Here is a 22972-nt window from a genome sequence, read left to right as displayed (position 1 = left end):
CAGAGTTGCACGCGTCGTCAGCGCTTCCTGACACACCTCAATTAACGAAAAGACCGATACATGCGACTTACAAAAAAACAATGCGCACTTGGGTTAGCAATGGCAGTACACACACTGGCTTTTGCAGACACGCCACCGGCACCGACTACACCAGCCAAACTGCCTGCGGTCACTGCTGATGCCGCAGCAGCCAGCGCTGCCACAACGGCAAAACCGGCTGCTGAAACGCCATCTGACATCAAGCCTTACGATAAAGTCGTCACCGCAGACGCCAAAACCCAGGCAGGTCTGATCAAGCTGCACACCATCAAAGGCAAACTGTATTTCGAATTACCGAAAGCGCTGATCAATAAGCCCTTGCTGATGGTCGCCAATGCGACTGCAGTGCCAGCCAATGTGGACCATGTCGGTAAATCCCTGAATGAAGATGTAGTGCGTTTCACGGTCAAGTCGAATCGCGTCTATCTGCAGATCGTCTCCCACTCTTATGTCAGCGCACCGGACAGCAGCATCACACCAGCCGTGAAAGACTCACAGCGTGATGCAATTTTGGCGGTGTTCCCGGTCGAGGCCTATGCCAAAGACGGCGCGCCAGTATTTGAAGTCAGCCGCCTGTTCACCTCAGAAGTCGGTGACTTCAGCGCCCGTTCCACCCTGCGTGCCGCTGCCATGGATAGCAGCCGCAGCTATATCGACCGCAGTAAAGCCTTTGCCGGCAGTGTACGGGTGGATGCAGTGCAGACTTATGGGCTGATGCCGACACCAATGCCGACCATTCCTGGCCTGCCGCCTTTGCCAACGCCGCCGATACGCAGCGCAACGGTGGATGTCGCCTATAACATCGTGCAATTGCCGGAACAAGCGATGAAACCGCGCCTGGCGGATGACCGCGTTGGCTTTTTCGGTTTAAGTCAGGTCGACTTTGGCACAACAGAACACGGCGTGAAAACTGAGCGCCTGATTGCGCGCTGGCGCCTGGAAAAAGCAGACCCGGATGCTGCGATTTCCAAACCGGTCAAACCGGTGGTCTGGTATATCGATAAATCTACCCCGGCCTGGCTGGTCCCTTATGTCAAGAAGGGCGTGGAAGCCTGGAATGTCGCATTTGAAGGCGCAGGTTTCAAAGACGCGATTCAGGCCCGTCCCTTCCCGACTAAAGAAGAAGATCCTGAATTCGATCCGGAAGATGTACGCTACAGCGTGATCCGCTGGGTTCCCTCCAAAATCCCGAACGCCTATGGTCCGCATTTATCCGATCCACGCTCAGGTGAAATCCTGAATGCGAATATCGTGATGTACCACAACATCATGCAATTGCAGCGCGACTGGTATGTGACACAGGCTGGTGCTGTCGATCCACGCGCACAGAAATTGCCGCTGCCGGATGATCTGATGGGTGATCTGGTGGCCTATGTGGTCACACATGAAGTCGGTCACTCTTTGGGCTTCCCGCACAATATGAAATCCAGCTCGCTGTATCCGGCAAACAAACTGCGTGACCCGAAATGGCTGAAAGAAATGGGCCATGTCGCCACACTGATGGATTACAGCCGCATCAATTATCTGGTGCAACCGGAAGACAAGATCGATCCACAGCTGTTGATTCCAAAAATTGGCCCTTACGATATGTTTGCCACCCACTGGGGTTATGCACCGATTCCAAGTGCCAAAACGCCACAGGAAGAATTGCCCATCCTGCGCGCCTGGATACGCGAGCAGGATAGTAAGCCCTGGCTGCGTTTCTCTGCAGTGAAAAAAGAGGATGACTTTGGTGAACTGACTGAAGCCGTCGGTGATGCCGATCCGGTCTACGCCACTTCACTCGGCATCAAGAATCTGCAACGCATCGTGAAGCAGTTGCCTGCGATGGCGATTAAAGCAGACCGTGATGACCGCACATTGGAAGAATTATATGGCGCGACCTGGAGTCAATGGCAGCGTGAAATCGGCCACGTCGTCAGCGTAGTCGGTGGTTATGACAACCAGAATAAACATGGTGATCAGGCCGGAGCGATTTTCTCTGCCTTACCTAAAGAGCGTCAGAAACAAGCGGTGAAATTCCTCGGCGAACAGGTATTCCAGACACCAAACTGGTTATTCGAACCCGCAATTACTCAACGTCTGCGCCCTTCCGAACCGGCCGCCAGACTGGCAGCGGCACAGCAAGCGGTACTGAATAATCTGATCAGCCGCAGCCGTAGTAACCGTCTGATTCAGCAAGAAGCAGCAGCAGGTGATAAGGCCTACACACTGGCCGAACTGTTATCTGACTTACGTGGATCAGTGTATGGCGATGCGAATACTCAGGCGCGCCGTACCCTGCAACGTAATTACCTGAATGCACTCACCGACAGGTTGAATGCCAGCGGTAATGACGATAGCAAAGCCTATGTACGTGCTGAAATCAAAACGCTGAAATCAGTATTTGCTGGCAAAGCCTCCGGTGCCCAAAAAGCACACTGGGACGAGTTGACGGATTTGGCCAGCCGCGCGCTGGACCCACATGCAGTACAAGCACCTGCAGCTACACCGGCCTTGGTCTTGCCGCGTGCTATCGGTGCAGAAACTGAAGTGTGCTGGCCTGAGCACTGATCTGAGCTACTAGTGGATGCTACAGCTCCGGTCTGACTGGGCTTGTAGCATCAGATACGCGGCATCCAACATGCTAAAAGCGTTGCGTCTGCAACGCTTTTTTTAAACTGCACCGGAAGCGGATCTGGTCTGCCTACAAGCCTGATGTTTGTAGCAATCCGCGTAAATTTGCCGCAGACCGGCAGCGTCATTTGCATTATGCTGTGCGCTGCATTGATGAGTATGAATGCACGATGTCACTGATCAACGAAGGAGTAAGTTGTGCGTATCCGTTTCACGATTCCTGCTTCTGTTCTGAATTTCTGTCTCTGCTTTAGCCTGCTTACAGGCCTGCCGGCTTCACAGGCAGCACCGGCATCCACGCCGCTGACTGCGGCAGAAAAAAGCTTGCGCTTATTTCCTGAAACACGAGACTGGCGCACTGTCTCTGCACAACGCACGCTGAGCGCTGCCGTACTGGCCGAACGGCAGCCTGCCTTGCTGGCAGCATATCGGCAAGCGATCAACAACCCCGACATGTTGGAAAGCGCTGACTGCTCCTGGTCAGAACGCGCCTTTCTAAATGACTTAAGGGGCGCTGCCTTCTATACGCTGGACATCAATCAGGATGGACATGAGGATGTACTCTATACCGGCAGCGCACTATGTGCAGAAGGCAATGCCACACTCATCTGGTTTGGCAGCGCACAGGGCTACAAGGTAAAACAGGATGGACTTTTTCGCGAACAGGTCTTGCGTATATCCAGCGATGGCAGTCAGTTCAGCAGCATTGCAGATGCCTGTTGCGGGGCTCAGACAGAAGAATATTTCATCGGCAGCAGCGACAATCTGAGGCAGTTCGCTACTGCGAAATTGCGTACCGACACCCAGTTGCCTGAACACACCGCAAATCAGAAAAATAGCATCTCCGCGCATCAAGCCCTGATACTGCGCTCCTCACCCAGCCAGCAAGACCATTACGATACCGGTCTCAGCCGCATGATGCGACATGCAGTGTATGGCAATATTGTAAGACGCTATCTGGCAGGGGCAAGCTACCGGATCCTGGGCAGCGAATACAGACAAGGTCAGCACTGGCTCTTTATATCGGTGAACGCAGACAGCGACCGTCTGGTCACACAGGACCCCTATCAAGGTGTGCGCAGCGGCTGGATCAGGGTCGCCAGCACACCAAGCCGCGCAATGCATCTGATGAATAAGGGGCGCTGAAATACAGTGGCGCGGATAGCCGCTTACTAAGCGTGATCTGGCCGCCAGCGTGGCCGACTATAGACAGAAAAGGATACTATGTTAGTTAAACATATCAGCACCATCAGCACCATCAGCACCATCGCGCTAATCGCTATCAGCACCCCACGCTTAGCGCTGGCGGATATCGTCGATTCACCTATGCCCTGGCTCAAGAAACAAAACACCACCGCACCTGTCGCTGCCAAAGTCCCCTGGCAGGAAAAACGTCATGGCGAAATCGTCACCGACAATTATCGCTGGCTGCAAAAGAAAGACGATCCGAAAGTGATCGCCTACCTGAATGCAGAGAATGCCTATACCGAAGCCATGACGGCAGATATTCAGCCCCTGGCAGAAAAGCTGTTTCAGGAAACCAAGGCGCGTATGAAAGAGACCGATCTATCGGTACCGGTGCGCAAAAGGAAATACTATTACTACAACCGCACTGAGGCAGGTAAGCAATATCCCATCTACTGCCGTCGTCCGGCCGATGCGCAGCTCAACTATGACGACAAGGCCACCGAAGAAATACTGTTGGACGAGAATCTGCTCGCGCAAGGACTTTCCTTTTTCGAACTCGAACAAAGCCTGATCAGCCCGAATGACCGCTATCTCGCTTACCTGACTGATACCACCGGATACCGCCAGTACACCTTGCAAATCAAAGACTTGAAAACAGGTGAAATGTTGAGTGACCGTGTTGAGCGTGTAACCAGCCTGGCCTGGGCAGCGGATAGCAAGACACTGTTTTTTGTACAGGAAGATGCAACCAGCAAGCGCTCGAACCGTTTTTTCAGATTGACGCTGGGGGGCAAGCCGATACCGCTCTATGACGAAAAAGTCGAACAATTTTCACTGCAAGTCGGCACAAGCCATGACGAGCAGTTCGTCGAATTGCAATCCGTGGCGACCGACACCACAGAATCCTGGCTCATTCCTGCGAGTCAACCACAAAGCAAACTGCGCAGCGTACTCGGGCGTCAAAAAGGCCATCGCTATCAAGTAGAACACCGCGATGGATTGCTGTATATCATAACCAATAAACACGCTCAGAATTTTAGGTTGATGACTACACCACTGGCTAAGCCTTCAGAAAAAAACTGGACCGAGCTGATTGCGCATGACAAGAATGTCTTATTGCAGCATATAGAAATTTTCAGTGACTATCTGGTGGTATCGGAATCCAGTCAGGCCCTGAACCGTATGCGGGTATATGATTTCAAGAGCAAACAATGGAAAGCCATCAGTTTTAATGATCCTGTCTATCTGGCGATGAGTGGTGGAACGCCCGAATATCAGTCAACACAACTGCGCATCTCCTACCAGTCGCCCATCACGCCACCTATGGTGATGGATGTGGATATGGCCAGTGGCGAACGCAAGGTGCTCAAACAACAGGAAGTGGTCGGTGGCTACGACGCCAGCCAATACGAAACCCACCGCTTGTGGGCAACCGCCAAAGACGGCGTCAAAGTGCCTTTATGGATAGTTCATAAAAAAGGCGTGCCACTCGATGGCAGCGCACCGACTTTGCTGTATTCCTATGGCAGCTACGGCATGTCCACGGAAGCGACTTTTTCACTGGAGCGGCTCAGTCTGCTCAATCGCGGTGTCGTGTATGCTGAAGCTCATATACGCGGCGGCAGCGACATGGGTGAACACTGGCATGAAGATGGCATGCTGATGAAAAAGAAAAATACCTTCACTGATTTCATCGCCAGCGCCGAATATCTGATACAGGAAAAATGGACCAGCCCGGATAAACTGATCATCGAAGGCGGCAGTGCCGGTGGACTGTTAATGGGAGCAGTGACTAATATGCGTCCGGGCCTGTTCAAAGCCGTGCATGCTGCCGTGCCGTTTATGGATGTGATGAATACCATGATGGATGCCAGCCTGCCACTGACAACCGGTGAATATCTGGAATGGGGTAACCCGAATCAAAAGGCGGCTTATGATTACATGCGCAGTTATTCGCCTTACGACAATATAGAAAAGAAAGCCTATCCGGCCATGCTGGTCACCACCGGACTCAATGACAGTCAGGTGATGTACTGGGAGCCGGCAAAATATGTGGCCAAACTGCGCACCTATAAAACCGATCAAAATCCTCTGCTATTAAAAATCAATATGGCAGCTGGTCACGGCGGTGCGTCCGGGCGCTATGACGCATTGAAAGAATCCAGCTTCAACTTCGCCTGGATGTTGGGACAGTGGGGGATTAAAGAGTAATCAGGCGCTGTCCAAAAACAGAAGGCTCGCTTTAAGTGGCGAGCCTTTTTGTTTATCAAACTCCCTGGTCGAAAACTCTTAGTGTTCAGAGAAGCTTTCCCAGGCCAATAGTATTCAGCTTGTGCTGAATGCTTGCTTGTACAGCAAAGAGCCCGCTCTGAATAGCGCCACAAACACTGACTCACTCGCTTGACTTTAACTTTTACACATGTAATCATTTACAAATGTAAACGATGAAACATCAATATGTATCCAACTGAAATCAGTGATGCCGAAGCCCTCATTATGCAACTGCTTTGGGCGCAGCACCCTCAATCGGCGGAACAGCTGTGTGCCGCACTTTGTACAGCGCAGGGCTGGCAACCTGCCACGGTGAAGACTTTGCTCAATCGTTTACTCAAAAAAAATGCGATCCGTGCGGAGAAGGAAAGCAGGTATTTTTTATATAGCCCAGTTCTGAAGCAAGAGAAATGGGTCGCGTCAGAAAGCAAGGGCTTCCTACAACGTGTTTTTGATGGGCAGTTAGCGCCAATGGTCGCTCATTTCAGCCAAAGCAAACAATTGTCGAAGACGGATATCGCTGAGCTGAAGAAACTGATACAGGATTTGGAAAATGAGCGCTGATTTGCTGCAAGCCGGCTGGAGCATATGCATTGCACTCACATTGGCATTGGGCGTGATTCTGATCCAACGTATATTCTTATATCGCCTTACCGATGGCCGCCTGGTGTATTTCAGTTGGTGGACATTACCCTTATCTGCTATCGCGCTCTTTTTTCCTCCACCCCGAACAATCCTGCCTGATTTAGTCACTCCAGTCACAAGCGGATTGAACAACGCCACTGTTATATCCGTCCCTGTCCTTGATTCACCTGTTTATCCCGCAGTGATCATCATTGGCTGGTTATCGATAAGCCTGCTGCTGCTCTGTATATCAATCTACCAGCAGCGACGTTTCATTAAAGGTCTAGGACGTCTACACCCGGTAGCGGAATTTTTCGTATCAGAGCGTAGTGATATCAGTCCGGCGCTGATTGGATTGATACATCCGCGCATAATCATGCCATCGGATTTTTTTGAGCGTTACTCCACTTCTCAACAAGACCTGATTTTGAGTCACGAACAGGTACATAAACAACGTCTGGATCTGTGGGCCAACGCCGCATTTTGGTGCTTACGTTGTATTTTCTGGTTCCATCCACTGGTCTACATCGCACATCATTATTTCCGTTTGGATCAGGAACTGGCCTGCGATGCAGAAGTTTTACGGCGCTACCCTGCGCAACAAAGCAACTATGCGCAAGCGATGCTCCATACCGTCCTGCAGGAACAAGCACACTCGATTTACTGTAGCTGGCAACATCACCACCCACTCAAGGAGCGCATCATGCAGTTAAAAAAAACAGGAAAAGCCCAACACAAACTACCCTCTTTGTTGCTAATACTATGCACAGCATTAACCGGTACTGTGAGCGCATGGGCCAGTCACAGTAGCAAGGTAACTGGCATGCAGGATGCCGCACCTGTGAGTCTAATCAGCACGGAACGGCAACGCTACCGGATACAGACGAAGATTACGACCGAAGACAGCATAGTCTCCCCCGCAATCATTGCTGTGCAAGGAGCAAAAACAAGTCTGGAGCTGGCAGATGGAAAAAATACCTGGAAATTTGTGCTGCAGGTTGACACACCTGAAGCAATGATGGGGGAAAAATACCAGCAGCTTAGTAAAGAAAAGCAAGAGCAATTCTCATCAGCTCGGGCAGCTTATACCAAGCTGGAAATCTACAAAAATGATCGTCTGCTGGCAACGCCAAGCCTGATTTCTCAGCTCGGGCAGCAAAGCCGTATAGAAAGCAGTAGCGATCAAAAGGAAAATGACATAGCGATCGACTACAGCGTTGCGAAGATTAAGTAAGCGTTGAAACAGATCAGTGCCCACCTGCACTGATCTGAGTAATGCCGGAATCCGGGTCAGGAATTTTTCTGACAACTACGCGCTTCATGCGCAGGCAAATCCTTAATCAGCGTATCCAGCTTGCCTTTATCATCGCCATTTAACTGATGTAGCTGGTAGGCGAATTTATTGGTGGTCAGCGCGCGTGGCATGATGCGGGCAGTGCGTACACCTTTGTTATTCAGATTACTCAGATGCTGTTTAGCCGCTTCTTCTGTCTTGAATATGCCTAAAGAAATACCCCAGCGCAGATTACTCTGATCCTGAATGACGAAATAATCAGTCACACCGATACGTTTCAGTTCACTGATTTTTTTATCCGCACCCTCCTTGCTTCCCTGAGATGGAATAAACACCATATGGGAAGCGGTTTCTGAAATATTGATGCGTGACTGACGGTCGCCCAATGCCAGGGTTTTCAGCTTTTCTTCAATTTTGGCCGCATCGCTTTGCTGGAAGTTACCGAGCTCCAGACAAGCGATGACTTCCATTTTCTTTTCAGGTTCGGCGGCAGCGGGCTCGCTGCTGGTCTGCGCCGCACTGGCTGAAATCTGCACCAGCTGGTCGGTACGCACCTGCTGCTTCAAACGTTCAGGTTCACGCGCTTCCAAGGGCCATTTTCCGGCCAGTCCGAACTGATAGCCAGCCAGTGCCAGATTACTGATGAACAGGGTCCAGAATACAAATCGCAACATGGTCAAATCTCTTTTTCAAAGTGGGCTTGATTGTGCCACGACAAGCAGCCCCGTCAAGACCAGATTCGGTACATGCAGAGCAGAAAATCCCAGATGGGGCGTCAGATAAGGGGCGGCGCCACCGGAAATCAGACAAACCGGCGCAAGCTGTGCAGCAGCTGAATCCTTGCCACGGGCCTGCAAGGCCTGATAAGCCATGCGTATCGCCCCGGCTTGCGCATGTATGCAGCCACTGACGATGGCCTGATCTGTATTGTCAGCAAATGGCTGACTCACACCTATGCTTTCTGCTACCTGGGGTAATTGCGCAGTATTTCTGGCCAGCGATTCTGCCATCAGCTTCAGACCCGGCAAGATCATGCCACCGGCAAATTCACCCGCTTTTGTCACGGCATCCACCGTGGTTGCCGTGCCACAGGTAGCGACCAGCTTATCGGTGTCGGGATACAAAAAATGCGCACCGATGGCAGAGGCAAAGCGATCACAGCCTAATTGGGTCGGCTGCCTATACTGATTGATCACGCCGGCACAGCTGGCTTGTGACTGAAACCAGTGCACAGGCACATTGGCAAATAAGGGCTGTAACTGACTCAACAGATGTTCACGCATGGCGGCACCTGCTACATTTGAAATCCAGATAGCGCTGACCTGCTTGTGCAAAGTTGTACTTTGCCAGTCAGCGCTGAGTTGTGCGATATCTGCATGCGCAATGGAAGCCAGTTGCAGCCATTGTGGCGCTGTCTGCGCAGCAAGGGCTGGCTGACACGGGTGCATGGCCCACTTGACGCGTGTATTGCCCGCATCGATCAATAACAACATATTCATCCTTCTTTAAGCGTGACTGGCAGCCTGCCGTAAAGAGACATCACCCGCAACGATAGTTCTGATGCCAGCCTGGGTTTGCAATAACAGACAACCCTGAGTATCCACCGCCAGCGCAATACCTTGCTGCAATATCTGCTCTGCTTCCATGATCTGTACTGGCTGATTCGCATAGGCATGCAGTGCATTCCAGCGCTCTGCGAAAGCGGCGAAGCCCTCGCGGCCAAACTGATCCAGGCAGCGCGCGAGTGCATTCAGCAAACGTGCCAGCAACAGGTTTTTGTCCATCCTGGCCAGCCAAGGGGCATCAGCGACTTCGCGCCCTATCTGAGCTTCCAGTTCAGCTGGAATTTGTAAATTCAAACCTATTCCGGCCACAACCCAGCTGCCACCCTGCTTATCGGCTGCACTCTCAACCAGTATGCCAGCGAGTTTTTTACCATCGCGCAAAATGTCATTCGGCCATTTTAGCTGCACCGGCAAGTCCAGTGCCTGCAGCAGCTCCGCCACCGCAACCCCGATTGCCAGCGGTAATCCAGACAGGGTGTGGGCAGCGGCTGGAAAATGCCAGGCCAGTGAAAAAGTCAGTACGCCACCGGGCACAGAATGCCAGCTGCGGCCGGCGCGGCCACGGCCTGCAGTCTGGCGCTCGGCCACCAGCAACACCGGGCGCTGTAACTGGCCCAGACGTGCCATCAGATCCGCATTGGTAGATCCGGTTTCGGCCAGCACTTCCACATCGGCCAGCATGCCGAAGGGATCACGCTGAGCACGTATGCTGGCCGCATCGTAAAGGGCAAGATCATCAGTCATAAGTTGGATTTTCCGGGTCAAGGCCAGGCATGCGCTGCCTGCACCAATAAAAAACGGCACCGTAGTCTGACTACGGTGCCGTTTCTATTTTACTTCAGCTCAGCTTAAGCTTCGCCGCCTTCTGTCACATCACTTGCTGCGACTTCAGGTACTGGTGCAAAAACTGCTTTTTCTGCTTCCAGCATAGCCTGACGTTCGTCGGCTTCCCAAGTCTCTTTCAGCTTGCGTGCACGGTGGAATGCCAGACCGGTACCCGCAGGGATCAGACGACCCACGATGACGTTTTCTTTCAGACCGCGCAGACCATCTTTCTTGCCCATGATCGCCGCTTCTGTCAGAACACGTGTGGTTTCCTGGAAGGACGCCGCAGAGATGAAGGAGTCGGTCGACAAGGAAGCTTTGGTAATACCCAGCAAGATATTTTCATATGTTGCAGGAATGCCGTTTTCCTTCGTGACGCGATCGTTTTCATCGAGCAGCTCGGAACGTTCTACCTGTTCACCCACGATGTAGTTGGTGTCGCCTGGATTGACCACAACAACACGACGCAGCATCTGACGCACGATCACTTCAATATGCTTGTCATTGATCTTAACGCCTTGCAAACGGTACACGTCCTGAACTTCATCAACGATGTAGCGTGCCAGCGCTTCGATACCCAGCAAACGCAGGATGTCTTGCGGATCAGCCGGGCCGTCCACGATCATCTCACCTTTGTTGACAACCTGGCCGTCATGCACCAGAACCTGCTTGTCCTTGGTGATCAGGAACTCATGCTTCTGACCGTCCATGTCGGTGATTTCCAGACGTTGCTTACCTTTGGTTTCCTTACCAAACGCAACGGTACCTGTGACTTCTGCCAGCATACCTGCGTCTTTTGGTGAACGTGCTTCAAACAACTCAGCAACACGTGGGAGACCACCGGTAATATCACGGGTTTTCTGGGATTCAGTAGGAATACGCGCCAGAACTTCACCAACGGTAACTTGCTGACCGTCTTTCACTGTAATCAGCGCGCCAACCTGGAAGCCGATCGTCACTGCATGCTCAGTACCGGCGATTTTGACTTCGTCGCCATTTTCATTGAGCAGCTTAACCTGTGGACGTACCGATTTGCCTGCTGCGCCACGACGCTTAGGATCGATCGCCACCAGAGTGGACAAACCAGTCACTTCATCAACCTGTTTTGCAACAGTTACGCCTTCTTCGACGTTTTCGAATTTCACCGTACCGGTGTATTCGGTAATGATAGGACGGGTCAGCGGATCCCATGTTGCCAGTGCAGTACCCGCTTTGATCACCAGACCGTCTTTCACGATCAGGGTCGCACCGTAAGGTACTTTATGACGTTCACGCTCACGGCCATGGTCGTCAGTGATCAGGACTTCACCGGAACGGGAAATCACGATCTGATCGCCTTTACCGTTAGTCACATAACGCATGGTTGCTGTGAAACGGATAGTACCGTTGGATTTTGCTTCTACCGAAGATGCCACTGCGGCACGCGACGCTGCACCACCAATGTGGAAGGTACGCATCGTCAACTGTGTACCAGGTTCACCGATGGACTGCGCAGCGATAACACCAACTGCTTCACCAGAGTTAACCAGATTACCGCGACCCAGATCACGACCGTAGCACATCGCGCACAGACCGTAACGGGTGTCGCAAGTCAGCGGAGTACGGACTTTGACTTCATCGATGCCCAGCGCTTCGATGCGTTCGACAGAAATTTCGTCCAGCAGTGTACCGGCAGCGTACAGTGTTTCCTGAGTTTCAGGATTCACGATATCGTTGGCAGCAACACGACCCAGGATCAGATCGCGCAGCGGTACGTTCACTTCACCGCCTTCAACCAGGGCCTTCATGGAAGAGCCATTGGTTGTGCCGCAATCGTCTTCGACCACCACCAGATCCTGGGTAACGTCGACCAGACGACGTGTCAGGTAACCGGAGTTCGCTGTCTTCAACGCAGTATCAGCCAGACCTTTACGCGCACCGTGAGTGGAAATGAAGTACTGCAAAACGTTCAGACCTTCACGGAAGTTCGCAGTAATCGGTGTTTCAATAATGGAGCCGTCAGGTTTCGCCATCAGACCACGCATACCCGCCAGCTGACGAATCTGTGCAGCAGAACCACGCGCACCGGAGTCGGCCATCATGTAAATCGCGTTGAAGGATTCTTGCGTACCGACTGTGCCATCGCGACGTGTGACGGGTTCAACTTTGAGCTGTTCCATCATCGCCTTACCGACTTCATCACCGGTTTTGCCCCAGATATCCACCACTTTATTGTAGCGTTCGCCTGCAGTCACCAGACCGGATGCATATTGCTGTTCGATCTGTTTTACTTCGTGCTCAGCCTGAGCAACCAGTGTGACTTTTTGCGGTGGTACCAGCATGTCGTCGATACAGATAGAGATACCTGCACGGGTCGCCAGGCGGAAACCGGATTGCATCAGCTGATCGGCAAATACCACCGTTGCGCGCAGACCGCACTTACGGAAGGAGGTATCGATCAGTTTGGAAATTTCTTTCTTCTTCAGCGGACGGTTCAGTACGCTGAATGGCAGACCTTTAGGCAGAATTTCAGACAGGATGGCACGGCCAACTGTCGTTTCATAACGCTTGATGGTCTTAACGAATTCACCAGTTGCCACATCTTTTGGATATTCCGTGATACGGACGGTGATACGTGTCGTCAGTTCCACTTCCTTGTTGTCCCAGGCGCGGATCGCTTCGGAGACGTCAGGGAACATCATGCCTTCGCCTTTACCGTTGATCTTTTCACGCGTTGCGTAATACAGACCCAAAACGATATCCTGAGAAGGAACGATGGATGGTTCACCATTGGATGGGAACAGAATGTTATTGGATGCCAGCATCAGTGTGCGGGCTTCCATCTGTGCTTCGATAGACAGAGGAACGTGAACCGCCATCTGATCACCGTCAAAGTCAGCATTGAATGCCGCGCAGACCAGTGGATGCAGCTGGATCGCTTTACCTTCGATCAGTACCGGCTCAAACGCCTGAATACCCAGACGGTGCAGCGTAGGCGCACGGTTCAGCATGATAGGATGTTCGCGGATAACTTCTTCCAGAATATCCCATACTACCGGTTCCTGAATCTCAACCAGTTTCTTCGCTGCCTTGATGGTTGTTGCCAGACCCATCAATTCCAGTTTATTGAAGATGAAAGGTTTGAACAGTTCCAGTGCCATCAGCTTAGGCAAACCGCACTGATGCAGTTTCAGCTGTGGACCCACCACGATAACGGAACGACCGGAGTAGTCAACACGTTTACCCAGCAAGTTCTGACGGAAACGACCGCCTTTACCTTTGATCATTTCAGCCAGAGACTTGAGCGGACGCTTGTTCGCGCCTGTCATGGCTTTACCGCGACGACCGTTATCCAGCAGGGAGTCTACCGCTTCCTGCAGCATACGTTTTTCGTTGCGTGTGATGATTTCCGGAGCGCGCAATTCCATCAGGCGCTTCAAACGGTTATTACGGTTAATCACACGGCGGTACAGATCGTTCAGATCGGAAGTCGCAAAACGACCACCATCCAGCGGTACCAGAGGACGCAGCTCAGGCGGCAGCACTGGCAGCACTTCCATGATCATCCATTCTGGCTTGATGCCGGAACGTTGGAATGCTTCCAGAACTTTCAGACGCTTAGCGTACTTCTTGATCTTGGCTTCAGATTTAGATTCTTTGAGTTCAGTGCGCAGGGTTTCTGCATCACGGTCGATGTCGATAGAACGCAGCAATTCGCGGATACCTTCAGCACCCATGAACGCGGTGAATTCATCACCGTATTCTTCGTATTTGGCAGCGTAATCGTCTTCCGACATGATCTGGCATTTTTTCAGCGGCGTCATGCCCGGATCGGTCACAACATATGCTTCAAAGTACAGTACGCGTTCGATATCACGCAAAGTCATGTCCAGTACCATACCCAGACGGGATGGCAGGGACTTCAGGAACCAGATGTGCGCAGTCGGGGAAGCCAGTTCGATATGGCCCATGCGCTCACGACGTACTTTAGCGAGTGTGACTTCAACGCCGCACTTTTCGCAGATAACACCGCGGTGTTTCAAACGCTTGTACTTACCGCACAGGCATTCGTAATCCTTGATCGGTCCGAAAATTTTGGCGCAGAACAGACCATCACGTTCTGGCTTGAAGGTACGGTAGTTAATGGTTTCTGGCTTTTTAACTTCGCCATAAGACCATGAACGGATTTTATCCGGTGACGCCAGACCAATCTTGATCGCGTCGAATTGTTCGTTTGGTTGGACTTGCTTGAATAAATCGAGCAGGGCTTTCATGTATATCACTCCAGTTAAGCGCGGCAAACGCTTGGTGGCTGAATAGTGCTGCAAGAGAAGTTGTTTCGTCGCTGACCCTGTTCGCATCGACGGGAGAGCCAGAATTTACCTTGAAAAACTGGTTCCATCAGATACCGGGAACGAAAATCCACTTCCAAACTGCGGGCTAGCTGAATGACCAACGCCCGAAACACGTTCGGGCGGTGGTTTTACTACTAAGACTACAAAAACTTTGCTCTGTGAGCATCACCAGCAAGAAGGCCTTCCTGCCGGTGATAGCGATCAGTCGCGCTCCAGGTCGATATCGATACCCAGAGAACGGATCTCTTTGACCAGAACGTTGAACGACTCTGGCATACCGGCGTCGATCACGTGATCGCCCTTAACGAGATTTTCGTACACTTTGGTACGGCCATTCACGTCATCGGACTTCACGGTCAACATCTCTTGCAAGACGTAAGACGCGCCGTACGCTTCCAGTGCCCAAACCTCCATCTCACCGAAACGCTGACCACCGAACTGAGCTTTACCACCCAGCGGTTGTTGCGTCACCAGAGAGTATGGTCCAGTCGAGCGGGCATGCATTTTATCATCAACCAGATGATGCAGCTTGAGAACATGCATATAACCCAGTGTGACTTTACGCTCAAACGCTTCACCGGTACGGCCATCAAACAGGGTGACCTGGTTTTTAGACGGTGTCATACCCAGTTGTTCAGCGATATGGTCAGGGAAAGCCAGATCCAGCATGCGGCGAATTTCAGATTCGTGGGCACCGTCAAATACCGGTGTTGCAAACGGAACACCATGTTTCAGGTTGTTCGTCAATTCCAGAATCTCAACTTCGGACAAGCTGTCGATGTCTTCCTGTTTACCAGATTCGTTATAAATCTTCTTCAGGAATTCACGCAGTTCTTCCACTTTGGCTTTTGCTTTCAGCATTTCGCCGATACGCAAGCCCAGACCTTTTGCTGCCCAGCCCAGATGCACTTCCAAAACCTGACCCACGTTCATACGGGATGGAACACCCAATGGGTTCAGTACGATGTCAGCCGGTGTACCGTCAGCCATGTAAGGCATATCTTCGATAGGCACGATACGGGAAACCACACCCTTATTACCGTGACGACCCGCCATCTTGTCACCAGGCTGCAGGCGACGTTTAACGGCCAGATAGACTTTAACCATCTTCTGTACGCCAGGTGGTAATTCATCGCCCTGTGTCAGTTTGGTACGTTTTTCTTCAAATGCCAGATCGAACTGATGACGTTTTTCAGCGATGGAATCTTTCATCGCAACCAGAGCGTTGGCAGCATCATCAGCAGCCAGACGAATATCGAACCAGTGATATTTGTCTATGCTTGCCAGGTATTCTTTAGTGATCTTGGTACCTTTGGCCAGTTTGTTCGGGCCGCCGTCAGCGATCTTACCTTCCAGCATACGTTCCAGACGCTCGAATGCATCGCCTTCCACGATACGCAGCTGATCGTTCAGATCGAGGCGGTAGCGTTTCAGTTCGTCATCGATAATCTGTTGTGCACGTTTGTCGCGTTGGATACCTTCGCGGGTGAAGACCTGTACGTCGATGACCGTACCTACCATGCCGGATGGCACGCGCAGGGAAGTATCTTTCACGTCAGAGGCTTTTTCACCGAAAATCGCACGCAGCAGTTTTTCTTCCGGTGTCAGCTGAGTTTCACCTTTTGGTGTCACTTTACCGACCAGTGTGTCGCCAGCAGTCACTTCAGCACCGATGTAGACGATACCGGATTCATCCAGACGCGCCAGCTGATTCTCAGCCAGGTTGGAGATATCACGGGTAATTTCTTCTGCACCCAGCTTGGTGTCACGTGCCACAACAGACAACTCTTCGATATGAATCGAGGTGTAGCGGTCGTCAGCAACCACTTTTTCGGAGATCAGAATCGAATCTTCGAAGTTATAGCCGTTCCAAGGCATAAACGCGACCAGCATGTTCTGACCCAGTGCCAGTTCGCCCAGATCGGTCGAAGCACCGTCAGCCAGTACGTCACCGCGCGCAACCACGTCGCCGACCTTCACGATAGGACGCTGGTTGATATTGGTGTTCTGGTTGGAACGTGTGTATTTAATCAGGTTGTAAATGTCGACACCGACTTCGCCAGCCTGTGCTTCGTCATCATTCACACGAATAACGATACGGCCCGCATCGATGTAATCGACTTTACCGCCACGCAGTGCCTGCACGGTCGTACCGGAGTCAACTGCAACAGTACGTTCAATACCGGTACCGACGAATGCTTTCTCAGGACGCAGACATGGAACAGCCTGACGCTGCATGTTGGCACCCATCAACGCACGGTTCGCATCATCGTGTTCGAGGAACGGAATCAGAGAAGCCGCAACGGAAACCACCTGGCCTGTCGCCACGTCCATGTACTGTACGCGTTCTGGAGATACCAGAATTGTTTCACCAGCCTGACGGGAAGAAACCAGTTCATCGGTCAATGTACCAGCGCCGTCGATCGTCGCATTCGCCTGAGCGATGATGTAACGGCCTTCTTCGATTGCAGACAGATAATCGATCTGGTTAGTGATCTTGCTGTCGATAACTTTACGGTATGGTGTTTCCAGGAAGCCGTATTCGTTCAGACGCGCATACAGAGCCAGCGAGTTGATCAGACCAATGTTCGGACCTTCAGGAGTCTCAATCGGGCATACACGGCCATAGTGGGTCGGATGCACGTCGCGGACTTCAAAGCCGGCACGTTCACGGGTCAGACCACCAGGTCCCAGTGCGGAAATACGACGCTTATGCGTGATTTCGGACAGCGGGTTAGTCTGATCCATAAACTGGGACAACTGGGACGAACCGAAGAATTCACGGATCGCAGCAGAGATCGGCTTGGAGTTGATCAGATCGTGCGGCATCAGGTTGTCGGCTTCAGCCTGACCCAGACGCTCTTTAACAGCACGCTCTACACGTACCAGACCGGCACGGAACTGATTCTCAGCCAGCTCACCAACGCAACGTACACGACGGTTACCCAAGTGATCGATATCATCCACTTCGCCACGGCCATTGCGCAGCTCAACCAGGATCTTGATCACAGCCAGAACGTCTTCGTTAGACAAAGTCATGGCGCCAGTCAGTTCATCACGGCCAATACGGCGGTTGAACTTCATACGGCCGACCGCGGACAAATCGTAGCGTTCTTCGCTGTAGAACAGGCCATTGAACAGCGCTTCTACAGACTCTTCTGTTGGCGGTTCGCCAGGACGCATCATGCGGTAGATCGCAACACGGGCTGCCATCTGGTCAGCTGTATCGTCAGTACGCAGAGTCTGGGAGATGTAGGCACCCTGATCCAGATCATTGGTGTACAGCGTCTGGATATCGGTCACGCGTGCATCGCGCAGACGGGCCAACAACTCTTCTGTCAGCTCATCGTTGGCGTTAGCGATGACTTCACCGGTATCCGCATCAATGATGTTCTTGGCCAGTACACGGCCTAACAGGTAGTCTTCAGGTACGGAGATGTGTTTAACACCACCGGCTTCGATTTCACGTACGTGTTTCGCGTTGATACGCTTGTCTTTGGCAACGATGACTTTACCGGATTTGTCGGTAATATCGAAACGTGCGACTTCGCCACGCAGACGCTCAGCAACGAATTCCATTTCCGCGCCATCGCTGTGCAGATTGAAATTGTCGAATACGAAGAAGTTCGCCAGGATCTGTTCATTGTTCATGCCGATAGCACGCAACAGAATAGTGACAGGCATCTTACGACGACGGTCAATACGGAAGAACAGAATGTCTTTTGGATCGAATTCGAAATCCAGCCAGGAACCACGGTAAGGAATGATACGTGCTGAGAACAGCAGCTTACCGGATGAGTGAGTTTTACCGCGGTCATGTTCAAAGAACACGCCCGGGGAACGGTGCAACTGAGACACGATCACACGCTCAGTACCGTTAATCACAAAAGAACCTGTGGTCGTCATCAAAGGCAATTCGCCCATGTAGACTTCCTGTTCCTTCATTTCCTTGACGACTGGCTTAGTCGGGGATTCTTTGTCCAGAATGACCAGACGCACTTTCGCACGCAGTGGCGATGCAAAGGTCAGACCACGCAGTTGACATTCCTTGACGTCAAATGCCGGATCACCTAAAACATAGGACAAGAATTCGAGACGAGCGAACCCGTTGTGTGAAACGATAGGAAAAATCGAAGTGAAGGCTGACTGCAAGCCCTCATTTTTACGGTTTACCGGCGTTCTGTCTTCTTGCAGGAAACTTTTATACGACTCGATTTGAGTCGCCAGCAAGAACGGAACGTTGTGGACGTTGGCGCGCTTCGCAAAAGATTTACGAATACGCTTCTTCTCAGTAAATGAGTAGTGCATGGACACTCCGTGAGTGACAAGGAAGGATGGAGAATTCAGGATTCCTGGCACAAAATTCAAGTAACTCTGCGACAAAAAACCTCAAGTCTCAGCCCTCGGTCTTAATGAACAGCTAAACAACCCTGAACGACAAAGAAGCCAAAGAGGAACCCTCTCTTACAAGAGGATTCCTGCCTTTGACTTCGGCAAATCCGAAGATTTGCCTTAATGCGAAATTACTTAACTTCGACTTTCGCGCCAGCTTCTTCCAGCTTTTTCTTAGCGGCTTCAGCGTCAGCTTTAGCAACACCTTCTTTAACTGCTTTAGGTGCGCCGTCAACCAGATCTTTAGCTTCTTTCAAGCCCAGACCGGTGATTTCGCGAACTGCTTTAATAACGCTAACTTTGTTTGCGCCAGCTTCAGCCAGAACAACAGTGAATTCTGTTTGTTCTTCAGCTGCTGCTGCAGGACCAGCTGCTGCTGGACCAGATGCAACTGCTGCTGCGGATACGCCGAATTTTTCTTCGAAAGCTTTTACCAGGTCGTTCAGGTCCATTACGGACATCGCGCCTACGGCTTCCAGGATATCGTCTTTGCTAATTGCCATTTGAAACTCCAATTAATTAATTACATTGATACGGTATTTGACGGAAACAAACACTGCAATTAAGCAGCTTCTGCTTCTTTCTTCGCTGCCACAGCTGCCAGAGCGCGTGCAAATGCAGATACAGGTGCCTGCATCATGCCCACAACTTGCGCCAACAGTACTTCACGGCTAGGAATGCTTGCCAATGCAACAACGCCAGCTTTATCCAGCGACTTGCCTGCATAGTTACCTGCTTTAACAACCAGTTTGTCGTTGGTTTTTGCAAAGTCTTGTACGACTTTAGCAGCTGCAACGGCATCTTCCGAGATTGCATAAATCAACGGACCGGTCATTTCAGAAGCGAGGCTGGCAAATACAGTTCCCTCAACAGCGCGACGTGCCAGTGTGTTTTTCAACACACGCATGTATACGCCTTGAGCGCGTGCAGAAGCACGCAATTGCGTCAAATGACCGACCTGGATGCCACGATATTCAGCCACGACGATAGTCTGTGCAGTTGCTACTTTTGCAGAGACTTCAGCGACGACGGCCTTTTTGTCATTCAGATTGAGACTCACGGTCAACCTCCATTAATGATAGTCAGTAGGCATATCAGGATGACATGCTTCCTTCGTATCGTTTCGAACACGGCGTCCGAAGTTAGGAGTTTCACTGGCGGACCAGTAATCACTACAAAACTTGTTCGGGTACACCATCTGCGTTGGGTTCCTCAGACTTGCGCCTTTGGTGTTTAACTGATTCCTGACGGACATCAGCCCAACGGTCTTTGACACTCTGGACAGATATTTCTATCTGTCCAGCCCAAAGAATCGCCCCATGACGTTAGCCATGAGGACTTAATTGCTTACTTAAGCCAGATTTCCGTGGTCAACACGTACGCCAGCACCCATCGTGGAAGAGATGGAAACTTTACGCAGGTAAACACCTTTGGAAGAAGCTGGTTTTGCTTTGTTCAAAGCATCGATCAACGCTACCAGGTTGGCTTTCAGATCTGCATCTGCAAAAGACTTACGACCGATAGTAGTGTGAATGATACCAGCTTTATCTGTACGGTACTGAACCTGACCTGCTTTTGCATTTTTAACTGCAGTTGCAACGTCTGGAGTAACTGTACCAACTTTTGGATTTGGCATCAGGCCACGTGGACCCAGTACCTGACCCAGTGTACCAACGATACGCATCGTGTCTGGAGAGGCGATCACTACGTCAAATGGCATGTCGCCAGCTTTAACGCGTTCTGCCAGATCTTCCATACCAACGATATCTGCACCGGCTGCTTTCGCTTCTTCAGCTTTTGCACCTTGAGCGAATACCGCTACACGTACAGTTTTACCTGTACCTGCTGGCAATACAACTGCGCCACGAACAACCTGGTCAGATTTCTTAGGATCTACACCCAGTTGCACGGAAACGTCGATGGATTCGTTGAATTTCGCTGTTGCGCACTCTTTGATCAGAGTAACTGCGTTGTCGAAAGAGTAAACTTTCAGACGATCAACTTTAGTTGCGAGCAACTTTGCTTTTTTAGATAACTTAGCCATTACAGACCCTCCACCGTGATACCCATAGAACGGGCAGAACCAGCGATAGTACGGACTGCTGCGTCCATATCAGCTGCTGTCAGATCTTTTGCTTTAACTTTAGCGATTTCTTCAGCTTGAGCACGAGTGATCTTACCAACTTTGTCAGTATGTGGCTTAGCAGAACCTTTAGTGATGCCAGCTGCTTTTTTGATCATGTATGTTGCTGGAGGAGTCTTCATCACGAATGTGAAAGACTTATCAGCAAATGCGGTGATCACAACAGGAATTGGCATGCCTGGTTCCATACCTTGGGTCTGCGCGTTGAACGCTTTGCAGAATTCCATGATATTCAAACCACGTTGACCCAGAGCTGGACCGATAGGTGGGGATGGATTTGCTTTACCAGCTGGCACTTGCAGCTTGATAAAACCAATAATTTTCTTTGCCATGTTGGCTCCTAAATAAAATGAGTATTAGCGCCTGACTTGATACTGCTACTGCCAGGCTCCTCGGCTTGCATCAGTTTCTGAATTACTGCTTTCATCGTACTGACTGACGATTAATTCTTTTATTTTGATCAGACTTTTTCTACCTGAGCGAATTCCAGTTCCACTGGTGTCGCACGGCCAAAAATAGTCACGGTGACGCGGACTTTCGATTTCTCGTAATTAACTTCTTCCACGCTACCGTTGAAGTCTGTGAATGGACCTTCTTTAATACGAACCACTTCACCAACTTCATACAAGACTTTTGGTCTTGGTTTTTCTACACCATCCTGCATCTGCTGCAATATCTTATCCACTTCATGCTGAGGGATAGGAGATGGTTTATTTGATTTACCACCGATAAAGCCGGTTACCTTGCTGGTGTTTTTCACCAAATGCCAGGTATCGTCAGTCATTTCCATTTCGACGAATACATAGCTTGGGAACAGCCTGCGCTCAGTCACTGCCTTACGGCCGTTACGCACTTCGATAACTTCTTCAGTAGGAACCAGAATGCGGCCAAATTTGTCCTGCATTTCTGCGCGTTCAATCCGCTCTACCAGAGCGCGCTGTACACTTTTTTCCATACCGGAATACGCATGGACGGCGTACCATCTTTTAGCGCTTTTAGGCACAGACACCACTGGCGCTGTACCTTGTTCGTTTTCCTGAATGTTTTCGCTCATTATTTTTTCCATCCAAGGATTACGTCATACAACATAAACTCGAGGAATTTATCTGTTCCCCAAAGGAAAATTGCCATCACCAGCACAAAACCAAAAACAACTGCGGTGATCTGACCTGCTTCCTTACGGGTAGGCCAAACTACTTTCTTGGTTTCACGAACAGATTCTTTAGCAAATTCAACAAAATTGCGTCCCAGATCTGAGACTGCCAACAAACCACCTGCAATTACCAGACCGACCACCAGTGCAGCAGCGCGCACCCAGGTAGACTGACCAGCAAGAACATAAAATGCAGCAATTCCAGCAACTACAGCAAAAACCGCCAGAATGACTTTATATTTGTCATTGGAGGTACTGACTGTCTGGACGGAATGATTAGACATACTGTATTTACTTTCGGCGCCCTGCGGCTTTGATGGTGGCAGGGGCGGAGGGAATCGAACCCCCAGCCTACGGTTTTGGAGACCGTCGCTCTGCCAATTGAGCTACACCCCTACATTTTGAAACTGGCTGAATTTGAGCGGCAACCAGAACAGGTTGCCGCGCTTGATTCATTACTACAAATTACTCGATGATTTTAGCAACAACGCCTGCACCGACTGTACGACCACCTTCACGGATAGCGAA

The 22972-nt window shown here is 50.9% G+C and carries 16 protein-coding genes and 1 tRNA gene; 5 read left to right on the top strand and 12 right to left on the bottom strand.

Features of this window, described 5'->3' with window-relative positions; translation table 11 throughout:
• The first annotated feature begins 99 nt into the window (after positions 1-99).
• The 5 genes from EYB48_RS17195 (at position 100) to EYB48_RS17175 (ending at position 7972) form a co-directional block, all read left to right on the top strand.
• Positions 100-2592, top strand: a complete 2493-nt coding sequence (locus EYB48_RS17195; RefSeq protein ID WP_162021621.1) for a zinc-dependent metalloprotease — start codon at positions 100-102, stop codon at positions 2590-2592.
• Positions 2593-2853: 261 nt separating this feature from the next.
• The gene (locus tag EYB48_RS17190) at positions 2854-3801 is read left to right on the top strand and encodes a hypothetical protein (protein WP_162021620.1); all 948 of its coding nucleotides are present in this window, start codon (positions 2854-2856) and stop codon (positions 3799-3801) included.
• A 78-nt stretch (positions 3802-3879) separates the two neighbouring features.
• Complete coding sequence (locus EYB48_RS17185) at positions 3880-6054, top strand: S9 family peptidase (protein ID WP_162021619.1); 2175 nt, start codon at positions 3880-3882, stop codon at positions 6052-6054.
• A gap of 246 nt (positions 6055-6300) precedes the next feature.
• A complete protein-coding gene (locus tag EYB48_RS17180; protein ID WP_162021618.1) occupies positions 6301-6678 on the top strand; it encodes a BlaI/MecI/CopY family transcriptional regulator in 378 nt (125 codons plus the stop codon).
• Positions 6668-7972, top strand: a complete 1305-nt coding sequence (locus EYB48_RS17175; RefSeq protein WP_162021617.1) for a M56 family metallopeptidase — start codon at positions 6668-6670, stop codon at positions 7970-7972. The genes EYB48_RS17180 and EYB48_RS17175 overlap by 11 nt, the downstream gene beginning before the upstream one ends.
• A gap of 56 nt (positions 7973-8028) precedes the next feature.
• Here EYB48_RS17175 and EYB48_RS17170 read toward each other — a convergent pair whose 3' ends face one another.
• From EYB48_RS17170 to EYB48_RS17115, 12 genes are all read right to left on the bottom strand, one after another.
• Positions 8029-8706: an SPOR domain-containing protein gene (locus EYB48_RS17170; protein WP_162021616.1), complete on the bottom strand. Its 678-nt coding sequence runs from the start codon at positions 8704-8706 to the stop codon at positions 8029-8031.
• Positions 8707-8721: 15 nt separating this feature from the next.
• Positions 8722-9525 (bottom strand): type III pantothenate kinase, encoded by an 804-nt coding sequence (locus EYB48_RS17165; RefSeq protein WP_162021615.1) that lies wholly within the window; start codon positions 9523-9525, stop codon positions 8722-8724.
• 12 nt (positions 9526-9537) lie between these two features.
• On the bottom strand, positions 9538-10341 hold the full coding sequence (locus EYB48_RS17160) for a biotin--[acetyl-CoA-carboxylase] ligase (RefSeq protein WP_162021614.1): 804 nt from the start codon (positions 10339-10341) through the stop codon (positions 9538-9540).
• Positions 10342-10445: 104 nt separating this feature from the next.
• Complete coding sequence (gene rpoC, locus EYB48_RS17155; protein WP_162021613.1) at positions 10446-14675, bottom strand: DNA-directed RNA polymerase subunit beta'; 4230 nt, start codon at positions 14673-14675, stop codon at positions 10446-10448.
• A gap of 282 nt (positions 14676-14957) precedes the next feature.
• Positions 14958-19064 carry a DNA-directed RNA polymerase subunit beta gene (gene rpoB, locus EYB48_RS17150; protein WP_162021612.1) on the bottom strand — a complete coding sequence of 1369 codons (4107 nt, stop codon included), beginning with the start codon at positions 19062-19064 and terminating at the stop codon, positions 14958-14960.
• 215 nt (positions 19065-19279) lie between these two features.
• Positions 19280-19651, bottom strand: a complete 372-nt coding sequence (rplL, locus tag EYB48_RS17145; RefSeq protein ID WP_162021611.1) for a 50S ribosomal protein L7/L12 — start codon at positions 19649-19651, stop codon at positions 19280-19282.
• Between the two features lie 59 nt (positions 19652-19710).
• A complete protein-coding gene (gene rplJ / locus EYB48_RS17140; protein WP_162021610.1) occupies positions 19711-20208 on the bottom strand; it encodes a 50S ribosomal protein L10 in 498 nt (165 codons plus the stop codon).
• Between the two features lie 291 nt (positions 20209-20499).
• Positions 20500-21192, bottom strand: a complete 693-nt coding sequence (gene rplA / locus EYB48_RS17135) for a 50S ribosomal protein L1 (RefSeq protein ID WP_162021609.1) — start codon at positions 21190-21192, stop codon at positions 20500-20502.
• A complete protein-coding gene (gene rplK, locus EYB48_RS17130) occupies positions 21192-21623 on the bottom strand; it encodes a 50S ribosomal protein L11 (RefSeq protein ID WP_162021608.1) in 432 nt (143 codons plus the stop codon). Before rplK ends, rplA begins: the two co-directional genes overlap by 1 nt.
• Positions 21624-21751: 128 nt before the next feature.
• Entirely contained in the window at positions 21752-22345 is a 594-nt protein-coding gene (gene nusG, locus EYB48_RS17125) for a transcription termination/antitermination protein NusG (protein WP_162021607.1), read from the bottom strand.
• Positions 22345-22728, bottom strand: coding sequence for a preprotein translocase subunit SecE (gene secE / locus EYB48_RS17120; RefSeq protein WP_162021606.1), 384 nt, complete (start codon positions 22726-22728; stop codon positions 22345-22347). Before secE ends, nusG begins: the two co-directional genes overlap by 1 nt.
• A 36-nt stretch (positions 22729-22764) precedes the next feature.
• Positions 22765-22840: transfer RNA gene (locus tag EYB48_RS17115), tRNA-Trp, on the bottom strand.
• Between the last annotated feature and the right edge of the window lie 132 nt (positions 22841-22972).

Origin of the sequence: Cognatundibacterium crateris (assembly GCF_010078235.1) — a bacterium.
GTDB lineage: Bacteria > Pseudomonadota > Gammaproteobacteria > Burkholderiales > Burkholderiaceae_D > Undibacterium > Undibacterium crateris.
Note: the sequence above shows the minus strand (reverse complement) of the source record. Positions and strands in the feature narration are given on the sequence as shown.

Coding starts and splice junctions, on each gene's coding strand:
- EYB48_RS17195 (WP_162021621.1), top strand. CDS start 100: ATGGCAGTACACACACTGGCTTTTGCAGACACGCCACCGGCACCGACT.
- EYB48_RS17185 (WP_162021619.1), top strand. CDS start 3,880: ATGTTAGTTAAACATATCAGCACCATCAGCACCATCAGCACCATCGCG.
- EYB48_RS17180 (WP_162021618.1), top strand. CDS start 6,301: ATGTATCCAACTGAAATCAGTGATGCCGAAGCCCTCATTATGCAACTG.
- EYB48_RS17175 (WP_162021617.1), top strand. CDS start 6,668: ATGAGCGCTGATTTGCTGCAAGCCGGCTGGAGCATATGCATTGCACTC.
- EYB48_RS17170 (WP_162021616.1), bottom strand. CDS start 8,706: ATGTTGCGATTTGTATTCTGGACCCTGTTCATCAGTAATCTGGCACTG.
- EYB48_RS17165 (WP_162021615.1), bottom strand. CDS start 9,525: ATGTTGTTATTGATCGATGCGGGCAATACACGCGTCAAGTGGGCCATG.
- EYB48_RS17160 (WP_162021614.1), bottom strand. CDS start 10,341: ATGACTGATGATCTTGCCCTTTACGATGCGGCCAGCATACGTGCTCAG.
- rpoC (WP_162021613.1), bottom strand. CDS start 14,675: ATGAAAGCCCTGCTCGATTTATTCAAGCAAGTCCAACCAAACGAACAA.
- rpoB (WP_162021612.1), bottom strand. CDS start 19,064: ATGCACTACTCATTTACTGAGAAGAAGCGTATTCGTAAATCTTTTGCG.
- rplL (WP_162021611.1), bottom strand. CDS start 19,651: ATGGCAATTAGCAAAGACGATATCCTGGAAGCCGTAGGCGCGATGTCC.
- rplA (WP_162021609.1), bottom strand. CDS start 21,192: ATGGCTAAGTTATCTAAAAAAGCAAAGTTGCTCGCAACTAAAGTTGAT.
- rplK (WP_162021608.1), bottom strand. CDS start 21,623: ATGGCAAAGAAAATTATTGGTTTTATCAAGCTGCAAGTGCCAGCTGGT.
- nusG (WP_162021607.1), bottom strand. CDS start 22,345: ATGAGCGAAAACATTCAGGAAAACGAACAAGGTACAGCGCCAGTGGTG.
- secE (WP_162021606.1), bottom strand. CDS start 22,728: ATGTCTAATCATTCCGTCCAGACAGTCAGTACCTCCAATGACAAATAT.